Source organism: Streptomyces sp. NPDC047453 (genome assembly GCF_040643155.1).
Classification (GTDB): domain Bacteria; phylum Actinomycetota; class Actinomycetes; order Streptomycetales; family Streptomycetaceae; genus Streptomyces.
Genome location: NZ_JBEYTS010000042.1, coordinates 25,272 through 37,130 on the forward strand (window position 1 = coordinate 25,272; position 11,859 = coordinate 37,130).

The 11,859-nt window shown below is 72.6% G+C and carries 12 protein-coding genes; 9 read left to right on the top strand and 3 right to left on the bottom strand.

Annotated features, from left to right (window positions below; genetic code table 11):
* The first annotated feature begins 28 nt into the window (after window positions 1-28).
* The 7 genes from ABZ818_RS28825 (at window position 29) to ABZ818_RS28855 (ending at window position 8,090) form a co-directional block, all read left to right on the top strand.
* On the top strand, window positions 29-1,519 hold the full coding sequence (locus ABZ818_RS28825) for an aldehyde dehydrogenase (protein WP_361420690.1): 1,491 nt from the start codon (window positions 29-31) through the stop codon (window positions 1,517-1,519).
* Window positions 1,512-2,447, top strand: a complete 936-nt coding sequence (locus ABZ818_RS28830) for a 3,4-dihydroxyphenylacetate 2,3-dioxygenase (RefSeq protein ID WP_361420693.1) — start codon at window positions 1,512-1,514, stop codon at window positions 2,445-2,447. Before ABZ818_RS28825 ends, ABZ818_RS28830 begins: the two co-directional genes overlap by 8 nt.
* A gap of 11 nt (window positions 2,448-2,458) precedes the next feature.
* The gene (locus ABZ818_RS28835) at window positions 2,459-3,304 is read left to right on the top strand and encodes a fumarylacetoacetate hydrolase family protein (RefSeq protein ID WP_361420696.1); all 846 of its coding nucleotides are present in this window, start codon (window positions 2,459-2,461) and stop codon (window positions 3,302-3,304) included.
* A 283-nt stretch (window positions 3,305-3,587) separates the two neighbouring features.
* Window positions 3,588-4,202 (top strand): TetR family transcriptional regulator, encoded by a 615-nt coding sequence (locus ABZ818_RS28840; protein ID WP_361420786.1) that lies wholly within the window; start codon window positions 3,588-3,590, stop codon window positions 4,200-4,202.
* 177 nt (window positions 4,203-4,379) lie between these two features.
* Window positions 4,380-5,834: an APC family permease gene (locus ABZ818_RS28845; protein WP_361420699.1), complete on the top strand. Its 1,455-nt coding sequence runs from the start codon at window positions 4,380-4,382 to the stop codon at window positions 5,832-5,834.
* 52 nt (window positions 5,835-5,886) lie between these two features.
* Window positions 5,887-7,377, top strand: a complete 1,491-nt coding sequence (locus tag ABZ818_RS28850) for an aldehyde dehydrogenase (RefSeq protein WP_361420702.1) — start codon at window positions 5,887-5,889, stop codon at window positions 7,375-7,377.
* A complete protein-coding gene (locus ABZ818_RS28855; protein WP_361420705.1) occupies window positions 7,374-8,090 on the top strand; it encodes a gamma-glutamyl-gamma-aminobutyrate hydrolase family protein in 717 nt (238 codons plus the stop codon). The genes ABZ818_RS28850 and ABZ818_RS28855 overlap by 4 nt, the downstream gene beginning before the upstream one ends.
* Before the next feature lie 39 nt (window positions 8,091-8,129).
* Here the strand turns inward: ABZ818_RS28855 and ABZ818_RS28860 are convergent, their stop codons facing one another.
* Both ABZ818_RS28860 and ABZ818_RS28865 read right to left on the bottom strand, forming a co-directional pair.
* The gene (locus ABZ818_RS28860; protein ID WP_361420708.1) at window positions 8,130-8,702 is read right to left on the bottom strand and encodes a MarR family transcriptional regulator; all 573 of its coding nucleotides are present in this window, start codon (window positions 8,700-8,702) and stop codon (window positions 8,130-8,132) included.
* A gap of 153 nt (window positions 8,703-8,855) precedes the next feature.
* A complete protein-coding gene (locus tag ABZ818_RS28865; protein ID WP_361420711.1) occupies window positions 8,856-9,428 on the bottom strand; it encodes a hypothetical protein in 573 nt (190 codons plus the stop codon).
* 218 nt (window positions 9,429-9,646) lie between these two features.
* On the opposite strand from ABZ818_RS28865, the gene ABZ818_RS28870 reads away from it, so the two are divergent.
* Window positions 9,647-10,027 (top strand): luciferase family protein, encoded by a 381-nt coding sequence (locus ABZ818_RS28870; protein WP_361420714.1) that lies wholly within the window; start codon window positions 9,647-9,649, stop codon window positions 10,025-10,027.
* Window positions 10,028-10,049: 22 nt separating this feature from the next.
* Here ABZ818_RS28870 and ABZ818_RS28875 read toward each other — a convergent pair whose 3' ends face one another.
* Window positions 10,050-10,829 carry a DeoR/GlpR family DNA-binding transcription regulator gene (locus ABZ818_RS28875; RefSeq protein WP_361420717.1) on the bottom strand — a complete coding sequence of 260 codons (780 nt, stop codon included), beginning with the start codon at window positions 10,827-10,829 and terminating at the stop codon, window positions 10,050-10,052.
* A gap of 131 nt (window positions 10,830-10,960) precedes the next feature.
* On the opposite strand from ABZ818_RS28875, the gene ABZ818_RS28880 reads away from it, so the two are divergent.
* Entirely contained in the window at window positions 10,961-11,842 is an 882-nt protein-coding gene (locus ABZ818_RS28880) for an SIS domain-containing protein (RefSeq protein WP_361420720.1), read from the top strand.
* The last annotated feature ends 17 nt before the right edge of the window (window positions 11,843-11,859 follow it).

The following is an 11,859-nucleotide window of genomic DNA, read 5'->3' on the forward strand; positions in this document are numbered from 1 at the left end:
CGCAGACGAAACATCCTGGAGACCGGACATGACCGACACCCACACCGCCACCGTCGCCTCAGTCGCCGTCGACACCCGGCACTGGATCGGCGGCGAACGCGTCGCCTCCGCGGGCACCTTCACCGATGTCTCGCCCATCGACGGCGCCGCACTCGGCGAGATCTCCCGCGGAACCGCGAGCGAGGCCGCCGCCGCCGTGGCCGCCGCCAAGGCCGCCTTCCCCGGCTGGGCCGCCACCCCGCGCGCCGAACGCGCCCGCCTCCTGCACGCCATCGCCGACGGCGTGGAGAAGCGGCTCGAAGAACTCGCGATCGTCGAGACCACCGACAACGGCGCCCTGCTGCGCTCCCACCGCCGCGGTGTCATGCCGCGCGTCGCGCACAACTTCCGCTTCTTCGCCGACTGGCTGCTCCGACTCGGCCACGAGGACTTCACGACGTACATCGGCGGCTCCGCCGCGGGCCGCGGCCACACCAACCACGTCAGCTGGGACCCGGCCGGCCCCTGTGTGCTGATCACGCCGTGGAACGCGCCGCTGATGCTGGCCACCTGGAAGGTCGCCCCGGCCCTCGCCGCCGGCAACACGGTGATCCTGAAGCCCGCCGAGTGGTCCCCGCTGACCGCCTCGCTGCTCGCCGACATCGCCGCCGAGGCCGGGCTCCCGGCCGGTGTCCTCAACGTCGTCCAGGGCCTCGGCTCGGAGATCGGCGACGCGCTCACCTCACACCCGGACGTGCGCCGGATCAGCTTCACGGGCTCCGTCCCGACGGCCCAGCGGATCTCCGCGTCGGCCGCCGCGAACCTCACCCCGCTCAGCCTCGAACTAGGCGGCAAGTCCCCGCTGCTGGTGTTCGCCGACGCCGACCTCGACCTCGCCGTGGACCTCGCCGTGGAGCAGTACGACAACGCCGGCCAGGTCTGCCTCGCGGCCACCCGGCTGCTGGTGGAGGAGCCGATCGCCACGGAGTTCACCCGGCGCTTCACGGAGAAGGCCTCCCGGCTGGTGCAGGACGACCCGCGCGACGAGGCCACCGACATCGGCCCCAACATCCACCCCCGCCAACTGGAGAAGATCGACGGCTTCGTGCGGCGGGCGCTCGCGGCCGGAGCCCGGGCCGTCATCGGCGGCCACCGGAAGGACGACCGGTTCTACGCGCCGACGCTGCTGACCGACGTCGCCCAGGACTCGGAGATCGTGCAGGAGGAGGTCTTCGGCCCCGTGCTGACCCTTCAGACCTTCCGCACCGAGGAAGAGGCCGTCCGCCTCGCCAACGACACCCGCTTCGGCCTGGCCGCCACCCTCGCCACCGGCGACCACGAGCGCGCCGAACGCGTCACCGCACGGCTCGTCGCCGGCACCGTCTGGGTCAACTGCTTCTTCGTCCGCGACCTCCAGGCCCCCTTCGGCGGCTCCCGACACTCCGGCGTCGGCCGGGAGGGCGGCACCTGGAGCTTCGACTTCTACTGCGACCTGAAGAACACCGTCACCGCCCCGAAGGGATGGAAGGACCATGGGTGAGATCGTCGGCGCGGGGCTGCTCGCCCACGTCCCCACCGTCGTACTGCCGAAGGAGACCCGGCTGGAGCTGAACGAGGGCAAGGAGATCACCCTCGTCACCGGCCTGCAGCAGCTGCGCGAGGACGTCTTCGCACGCGACGCCGCCCACGCATACGACACCGTGGTCGTCCTGGACTCCCACTGGGCGACCACCGTCGAGTTCGTCGTCACCGCCCAGCACCGGCGCGCGGGCCTGTTCACCTCCGAGGAGCTGCCGCGCGGCATGTGCCGGATGCCCTTCGACTTCCCCGGCGATCCCGAACTCGCGCGGAACATCGCCTCGTTCGCCGACAGGCACGGCACCTGGATCACGGCGATCGACGACGAGTACCTGCCGATCTACTACGCCACCATCAACCTGTGGAAGTTCCTCGGCGAGGGACTGCCCGACAAGCGGTGGGTGACCATCGGCGTCTGCCAGACCGGCGACATGGAGGACCACCTGCGCCTCGGCCGCGCCCTCGCCGACGGCATCGCGGCCACCCCCGGCCGCCGGGTCCTGCTCATCGCCTCCGGCGCCCTGTCGCACACCTTCTGGCCGCTGCGCGAGCTGCGCGACCACGAGGCCAGCGACCCGGCCCACATCTTCACGCCCGAGGCCCGCGAGGCGGACCACGAGCGCATCGCCTGGTTCAAGGAGGGCCGCCACGACCGGGTCCTCGACACCATGGACGAGTTCTGGAAGTACAAGCCCGAGGCGAAGTTCTCCCACTACCTGATGATGGCCGGCGCGCTCGGCGAGCGGGACTGTGTCGCCAGGGCCCGCCAGTACGGCGAGTACGAGAACTCCATCGGCACCGGTCAGGTCCACCTGTGGTTCGACCGCCCGGCCGAGGGCTGGACCGGCACCGGTCTGTCCACGTCCAACGCCCCCCACCCGACCGCCTAGAAAGGCCCCTCATGCCCGAGTACCGCCGCATCCTGCTCGACGGTGCCGCCGTCCAGGTCACCGTCGACGGGGACGAGCTGGTCGCCGGGGACGGCCGCCGCGTCAAGACCGAGGACGCGCGGCACCTGCCCCCGGTGGTCCCCTCCAAGGTCATCGCCGTCCACCTCAACCACCGCAGCCGGGTTGACGAGTTCCGGATCGGCCTGCCCGACACCCCGACGTACTTCCACAAGCCGACCTCCGCACTCAACTCCCACAAGGGAGCGATCGTGCGCCCCGAGGGCTGCAAGTGGCTCAACTACGAGGGCGAGGTCGCCATCGTCATCGGCAGGACGGCGCGCAACATCTCGCCGGCCGAGGCGGGGGAGTACATCGCCGGGTACACCGTCGCCAACGACTACGGCCTGCACGACTTCCGCGACACCGACGCCGGTTCCATGCTGCGCGTCAAGGGCTCCGACACCCTCTGCCCGCTCGGCCCCGGCCTCGTCACCGACTGGGACTTCCGCGGCAAGCGGCTGCGGACCTACGTCAACGGCCAAGTCGTCCAGGACGGCTCGACCGACGAGATGACCTGGGACATGCACTACATCGTCGCCGACATCGCCCGCACCATCACCCTCCACCCCGGTGACGTGCTGCTCTCCGGCACTCCCGCCAACTCGCGTCCCGTCCGGCCGGGCGACGTCGTCGAGGTCGAGGTCGAGGGACTGGGCCGGCTCACCAACTACGTCGTCACCGGTCCGACCCCGATCCGGACCGACGTCGGCGCCCAGCCCACCGAGTCCGAGGAGGTGCTGTCCACCGCGCTCGGCGGCGACTGGGAATTCCGTGGCATCCGCCCACCGCGCCGCTGAACGGCCCGTGGTCGATAGGGTCGGTGCCATGACCGAGCCCGGACAGCCAGACGAGGCAGCGGAGTCCGGGGCACCTGCGCAGAGCACGGACCCCACGGCTCCCGGCAGCCCCGCCGCCCCCGCGCCCACCGCGAGGACGGGGGCGCCCGCCGGGTCTGCGGCTTCCGCTTCCGGGGTGAAGTCCGGTGAGGCCAACTGGCCGGACCAGGCCGAGGAGTCCCATGAGGCCGGCGGGCCCGACCAAGGCGTAGAACCCTGTGACGCCACCGGGCCTGATGCGGCCGTGGAGTCCGGCGCGCCCGCCGCAGCCGGTCCCGGCCGGCGGTCGCGTAAGCGGGTGCGGAACTACGGGGCCGGCCGGGACGCGCTGCTCGATGCCGCCGTGCGGGTGGTGGCCCGCGGGGGGCTGCGCAAGCTGACCTACCGGGCCGTGGCGCAGGAGGCCGGGGTCACCCACGGGCTCGTCGTGCACCACTTCGGCTCGCGCGACGCCCTGATCGAGGAGGCGCTCGCCCACGCCGTGCGCTCCTCCCTGAACAGCAGCGCGCTCGAACCCGGCACGGGCAGGGTCGCGGACTTCTCCGCCGGGCTGTCGGACATGGTGGAGTCCGGCCCGGACCTCCAGGCCTTCCAGTACGAGCTGCTGCTGGAGGCGCGCCGCCGTCCCGAGCTCATGCCGCACCTGCGCGCCCTGTACGAGGAGTATTTCGGCGCCACCCGGCGCGAGCTGTCCCAGATGCTCGCCCGGCCGGTCGACCGGGGCCTGTACCGGCTGGTCTTCGCGGCCCTGGAGGGCCTGGTCCTGCACCAGCTCGTGTTCGGCGAGCGCGAGGTCACCGAAGAGGCCCTCGTCCGGCTGCGCGAACTGCTCCAGCAGCTCGCCGCCGACCCGGACTAGGCCTGACCCGTACGCGCGACCGGCGTGGCCACGGACCGCAGGCCACGGCGGCGTAGGAATCGCCGATCCGCACGGATTCCCCGCCCTCACCCCCTTGTCAAACGGATAGTTCCACCCTCACGATGAGGCAACTCGTTTGGCCTGAAACGACCCTCCTTTCTCTGGCAGGTGATCCGAGTGGACAGTCAGACGGCCTCCGCGGAGCGGACCGTACGGGACACATCCACCGCAGCCACGCTCAAGCCCAATGCGCTGGGCGTTTTGGGCATCCTCTTCTTCGTCCTGTCCGCGCAGGCCCCCCTGACCGGGATCGCCGGGGCGGCCCCGATCTCCGTCGCCATCGGCAACGGAGCCGGCACGCCCGCCGCCTATGTGCTCGCGGGCGCCATGATCCTGCTGTTCTCGGTCGGCTTCGTCGCCATGGGACGGCATGTCGTCGACGCCGGCGCCTTCTACACCTACATCGGCACCGGGCTCGGCCGTACCGCCGGAGCCGGCAGCGGGGGCCTCGCCCTGTTCTCCTACTGCGTCATCCAGGCGGCCATGTACGGGCTGTACGGCTCCCTCGTCAGCGGACTGGTCGCCCACCACACCGGCCTGGACCTGCCGTGGTGGGTCTGGGCGCTGGCCACCATGGCCGTGGTGAAGGCGCTCGGGGCCGCCGGCATCGAGATGGGCGCCCGCGTACTGGCCGTCCTCGTCACCGCCGAATTCAGCATCCTGCTGGTGTTCGGACTGGTCACGCTGTTCAAGGGCGGCGGTCCCGAGGGGCTCGGCCTGACCGACAGCTTCTCGCCGTCCGCGGCACTCCAGGGCGCACCCGGAGTCGCCGTGATGTTCGCCGTCGCCTCCATGTTCGGCTTCGAGGCCACCGCGATCTACGGCGAGGAGGCGCGCAACCCCAGCAGGACCGTCCCGCGGGCCACCTACCTGTCCGTCCTCGTGGTCACCGGCTTCTTCGCGCTGACCTCCTGGATGCTGATCTCCGCCTACGGCGCCTCGAAGGCGTCGGCGGCCGCGGGCGAGGCGCTGGCGAGCGGGGACTCCACCGGCTTCGTCTTCGCGCCGATCGCCGCGGAGTTCGGCGGCTGGGTGAACCAGGTGCTGCCGATCCTGCTCGCCACCTCCCTGTTCGCGGGCATCCTCACCTTCCACAACTCCGCCAACCGCTACCTGTTCTCGCTCGGCCGCGACGGGCTGCTGCCACCGGGCCTGTGCCGGCTCAACCCCCGCCACGCCCCCGCCGCCGCCGGCTGGGTGCAGACCGTGGTCGCCGTGGCCCTGGTCGTCCCGTTCGCGCTGACCGGCAAGGACCCGGTGCTGACCCTCTTCTCCTGGTTCAGCGGGGTGGCCGTCCTGGCGATGATGCTGCTCTACCTGCTGACCTCGGTGTCGGTGGTCGTCTTCTTCCGCCGCGAGCGCCTGGACAGACGGGTGTGGAACACCCTCGTCGCCCCGGTGCTGGGCGTGCTGGGCCTGGCAGGCGCGATCTGGCTGATCCTCGCCAACTTCACCACCCTCATCGGAGGTTCGACCGGCACGGCCGTGTGCCTCACCCTCCTGGTGCCGGTGGTACTGGCGCTCGGCGCGGTCAACGAACGGGTCAGGCGACGGCGCGCGGCGACGCCGTAACCCCCTCACCCGCCCTGAGACGACGCACGATCAACGTGGTCTGGAGGACCGCATGTCCGCTGTCACCCACGACGAATGGCTCCACCGGGCCAAGGAGTTCCAGCCCCCTCGCGCGCACCACATCGACGGCGGCGAGGAGTCCGGCGGCTGCGCCGCCTTCCGGGTCGTCTCACCCAGGGACGGCCAGGTGCTGACCGAGGTCGCCGACGCCGGCCCCGCCGAGGTCGACGCCGCCGTGGCCGCCGCTCGCCGTGCCTTCGACAGCGGACCGTGGCCGCGGTGGGCGCCCGCCGACCGCGGCCGGGTCCTCCTGCGCATCGCCGATCTCCTCCAGGAGCGGCGCGCGGAGCTCGCCCTCGCCGTGAGCCTGGAGATGGGCAAGCCGATCAGCGACGCCCACGACATCGAACTGCGCGCCGTGATCAACACCTTCCGCTGGTACGGGCAGCTCGCCGACAAGCTCACGGACGAGTCCCCGCACACCGCCGCGGACGCGCTCGCCCTGGTCACCCGGGAGCCGGCCGGCGTCGTCGGCGCGGTGGTGCCCTGGAACTTCCCCCTCACGCTCGCCGGCTGGAAGGTCGCGCCCGCGCTGGCGGCCGGCTGCACCGTCGTACTGAAGCCCTCGGAGAACGCGCCGCTGTCCGCGCTGCTGCTCGCCCGGATCGCCACCGAGGCAGGGCTGCCGCCCGGGGTGCTCAACGTGGTGAACGGCGACGGGCCGGTGGCCGGGCGGGCCCTCGGCCTCCACCCGGACGTCGACGTGCTGGCGTTCACCGGTTCCACGGCCGTCGGCCGCCATTTCCTGCGCTACTCCGCCGACTCCAACCTTAAGCGGGTCTGGCTGGAACTCGGCGGCAAGTCGCCGAACATCGTCCTGCCCGACGCGCCCGACCTGGCGAAGGCCGCCGCCACCGCCGCCTGGGGCATCTTCTTCAACCAGGGCGAGATGTGCACCGCGCCCTCCCGGCTGCTGGTGCACTCCTCGATCGCCGAGGAGGTCACCGAGGCGGTCGTGGCCCGGGCGCGTGAGCTGCGGGTGGGCGACCCCCTGGACCCGGCCACCGAGATGGGCGCCCTGGTCGGCGAGGTCCATCTGAGCCGCGTACTGGACCACGTCCGGCAGGGCACCGGCGACGGGGCCCGCCTGCGCACCGGCGGCCGGCGGATCCTGGCGGAGACCGGCGGCGTCTACGCCGAGCCCACCGTCTTCGACCGCGTCGACCCGCGCAGCCGGCTCGCCCGCGAGGAGATCTTCGGCCCGGTCCTGTCCGTCCTGGCCTTCGACGGGATCGACGAGGCGGTCGCGCTCGCCAACGCCACCGAGTACGGCCTCGCCGCAGGCCTGTGGACCTCCGACCTGTCCACCGCCCATCGCGTCTCCCGGGCGCTGCGGGCCGGCACCGTCTGGGTCAACTGCTACGAGGAGGGCGACCTGACCGTCCCCTTCGGCGGCATGAAGCAGTCGGGCAACGGCCGGGACAAGTCCGTCCACGCCCTGGAGAAGTACACCGAACTGAAGACCACCTGGATCCAGCTGTGAGCCGAACCCCCGTGCGTCCCCTGATCGCGATCCCCGCCCGCTTCTGCGCCACCACCTCCGCGCTGCGCTTCGCCGCCGAGGTCAACGCCCGGGCCCTGATCGAGGCGGTGTGGCGGGCCGGCGGCGAACCGGCCGGCATCCACCCGGCGGAGCCCGCCGAACACGACGTCGCCGCGCGGCTCGCCCGCTTCGACGGCGTCCTGCTGCCCGGCGGCGGCGATCTGGCGCCGCACCGGTACGGCGCCGCCGACGCCCACGACAGCGTCTACGACGTCGACGACCTCCAGGACGCCTTCGACCTGGAGGTGGCCCGCCGGGCCCTGGAGTCCGGACTGCCGCTGCTGGCGGTCTGCCGCGGCCTCCAGGTGGTCAACACCGTGCTGGGCGGCACGCTGCACCAGGACATGGGCGGCCCCGGCCGGGACCACCGGCATGTCCGGCATCCCGTGTCCCTCGCCCCCGGCTCGGCACTGGCCCGGATCAGCCGCGCCGACAAGGTGGAGGCCTCCTGCTACCACCACCAGCACATCGACCGGCTCGGCGAGGGCCTGACGGTTACCGCACGGGCCGCCGACGGCACCGTGGAGGGCGTGGAGCGCGCGGGCGGCACGGGCTGGTTCGCGGCCGTGCAGTGGCACCCCGAGGACACCGCACACGAGGATCCGGCGCAGCAGCGCCTGTTCGACGCGCTGGTGGGAGCGGCCCGTGCCTGAGCGCCCCGGCCCGCCAGGCGCGGCGCGCAAACCGGCGGATCAGCCCTTGGCCCGGCGCCCGCTGCGGCGCGGCGCCGGGTCCGCTCCGTCCAGCAGCGACCGGCGGCGTTCCTCGCCGTGCTCCTCGACCTGGAGGACCACACGCCGCAGCATCTCCGCCAGCCCCCGGCACTCCTCGCCGCTCAACTGCGAGGTGACGAAGGCCTCTTCCTCGTTGAACTCCGGAAAGACCCGGCTGATGAACTCCTCGCCCTCGGCGGTGAGCGAGAGCAGGACGAGCCGGCCGTCGGTGGGGTGCCCGGTGCGGCGCAGCAGCCCGCGCGACTCCAGCGTGCGGGAGACGCCCGTCAGGGTGCCCTTGGAGATGCCGGACTCCTCGGCCACGTGCCGGGTCTCCGACTCGCCCCACACCCAGACCACCCACAGCACGACGAACGCGGTCCATGTCAGGTCCGAGCCGCGCAGCACCGAGTTCTCCAGGTGCTGGCGGACCGCGGAGGCGGCCCGGTAGATGTTGGCGACCGCCGCCATCTGCTCCCGGCGCACGCGGATGCCGCCGAGCTTGGCCTGCGCGAGCTTCTCCGCCTCGGTGATGGAACGGTGGCCGGGCACGGGCACTCCCTCGCTCTGATCGCCGGGACCGGACGGGCCGGTGCCGTCCGCCCGGTCATTCGGGCTCAAAGTGTACGGCGATCAGTTCCCGGGCCAGGGCCCGTGAGCCCGGCATGATCCAAACGAGAGGCCCACCTCGTGCTCGACCCGTCTTCAGCCTGTCTTCCAGCCCCAGGGCGTGTCCGCGCGCGCCCACTCCTCATCCCACTGGGCGAAGCGCCGGCGGTCGAGCCGGGTCCGGGCCAGCTTGGCGCCGCCCAGGACGACGCCCACCGTGGTCGATCCCGCCCAGAGTCCGCCCAGCGTGGTCTGGAAGGCGATGTCGGCCCGTGAGGCCGGCGGCGGGACCAGCGTGCCCTGCCCGTTCGTCCACACCGTGACGTGGGCGCCTGGTGTCGCGGAGACCGGGACCCTGGTCCGGCCCGTGCGCGCCGAGCCGTCCGCGTCCGTCCAGCGGACGGTCCCCCAGCCCAGGGAACTGCTCACCGGCCGGATGCCCCCGCGGGCCGCCTCCTGCGTCACCACGGCCGGCACCGGGCGGGTCTCGGTGCGGACCCGGTCCGCGGCCCGCTGCATCGCGCCCGCCGTCAGCACACCCGCGAGGACACCGCCGGCCACGGCGAGGACCCAGGCGATGAGCAGGATCCACGCCTCCACCAGGTCGCTGGTCCGCCTGAGCGGATTGCGCCGCCATCGCCACAGCCACACTCCCGCACGACGTGTCACCTTCGACACCCCCTCGTGAGCATCGACGGCCCCTACTGCCCAGTGTGCCCCCAGGTGCGATCCAAGGCTTCCGGGGAGCCCGGAAAGGGGCGGCCGGGGCCGGCGGCACGGCCGGTTTCGCGCACGGACCGCCGGTCCGCGCCGGGCTTTCGGACACGGAACGGTTAAGGCTTTCGGACGGTGCCGTGGCCGTACGGTGAGCGCGCCATGATGGAACCATGACGCTCGCCGCGCGCGCTCTCGCCCAGCTGGCAACCTGGCCCGATCTCACGGAGGCGGTGCCGAGCTGCGGCAGCGGGCAGGCGCTCAGCTCGGCGAGCGGGGAGATCGCCCACTTCCACTCCGACCGGGACGTCGATCTCCACCTGACCGCCCGGGCGATCCGCCGCCTGCAGGGCGACCTGCGGCGCTTCGCCGCGGTCCGCGTCGTGCCGGGCTCCTCGTGGGTGACGCTCCGCCTCGACGCCTCGGCCGACGTGGATCTGCTGATGAGCCTGATGAGCGTGGCGCTCAAGGCCCACCAGGGACCGCCGGACGACGGCCGGATCACCCCCTGCGGCTGCAACGACGTCCGCGGTGTGGGCTTCGTGCGGATATGACGTGGCAGCGGGACGGGCGACGTCAGACGGCCAGCACCCGCAGGCCCGCCTCCTCGAACGCACGCACCGTCTCCGGCCCCGCCGCCGCGTCCGTGACGAGGGTGTCCACCGACTCGGCCGAGCAGATGCGGGCGAAGGCCCGCCGGCCCAGCTTGCTGGAGTCGGCGGCCACGACGACGCGCTCGGCGCGCTCGCACAGCAGCCGGTTGACGGCTGCCTCCGCCTCGTCGTGCGCCGAAGCGCCGTGCGCGACGTCGAAGCCGACCACCCCGAGCACCGCCACGTCGAGCGTGACCTGACTCAGCACCCCGTCCGCCAGCGGCCCGATGAGCTCGTACGACTGCGGTCGCGCGACCCCTCCGGTCAGCACGATCTTGAACTGGGGCCTGACGGCGAGCTCGTTGGCGATGTTGAGCGCGTTGGTCACCACGGTCAGCGAGGGGGAGCCGGAGGCGAGGTCGGTGCGCACCGCCAGGGCGCGGGCCACCTCCGTGGTGGTGGTGCCGCCCGTCAGGCCCACCGCCTCGCCGGGCGCCAGGAGATCCGCGACCGCCTTGGCGATGCGCTGCTTCTCGGAGGCGTGGCGGGCGGTCTTGTAGCGCAGCGGCAGCTCGTAGGAGACGCCGTGCACCACGGCGCCGCCCCGGGTGCGGACCAGCATCTGCTGCTCGGCGAGCTGGTCGAAGTCCCGCCGGATCGTCGCGGCCGACACCCCCAGCCCGGCCGCCGCCTCCTCGACGTCCAGCCGGCCGCGCTCGACGAGCAGCTCCAGCAGCGCCTTCCAGCGGGCGTCGCGTGACATCCGCCTCCTCCGTTCCCTGGGTACCTCCGCGACCCTAGCGCACTCGGCACCTCTCCCGGATGCTTGATTTTGCTTGAAAGTCGGCGATATCTTGCACAAACACGCATCTGTGTCGAGCAGGAGGAGGGGCCATGAGCCATGTCGAGGACGAGCTGACCAGTCAGCCCGAGTGCTGGGCCCGCGTCGCGGCCGACGTCGCCGTCCACGGCCGGGCGCTGCCGGCCCAGGGGGAGCGGGTCGCGATCGTCGGCTGCGGCACCTCGTACTTCATGGCCCAGGCCGCCGCCGCGCTGCGCGAGGGCTCGGGACAGGGGGAGACCGACGCCTTCGCCGCCTCGGAGTTCCCCTACGACCGCGCCTACGACCGGGTCCTCGCCCTCACCCGCTCCGGCACCACCACCGAAGTGCTCGACGTGCTGAGGGAGGTGAGGGGGCGCACCCGCACCACGGCGATCACCGCGGACCCCGAAACCCCCGTGATGGACGCCGCCGACGAGGTCGTGGTCCTCGACTTCGCGGACGAACGCTCCGTGGTGCAGACCCGGTTCGCGACCACCGCCCTCACCCTGCTGCGCGCCTACCTCGGACTGCACACCGACGAGGTACTCGTCGACGCCCGTACCGCCCTGACCGATCCCCTGCCCGAACGACTCGTCGCCTGCACGCAGTTCACCTTCCTGGGCCGGGGCTGGACCGTCGGACTGGCCAACGAGGCCGGGCTGAAGATGCGCGAGGCCTCGCTGTCCTGGACCGAGGCCTACCCGGCGATGGAGTACCGGCACGGCCCCATCAGTGTCACCACCGACGGAACGGCCACCTGGATGCTCGGCCGGGCACCGGAGGGGCTCGCCGAACAGGTCCGCGCCACGGGCGCGTTGTGGATCGAGGGCGCACTCGACCCGCTGGCCGAACTGATCCGCGCCCAGCGGCTCGCCGTCGCCGTCGCCGCGGCCCGCGGCCTGGACCCGGACCAGCCCCGCCACCTCACCCGCTCGGTGATCCTCGCACCCTGACGCCCCGTCACCCCATC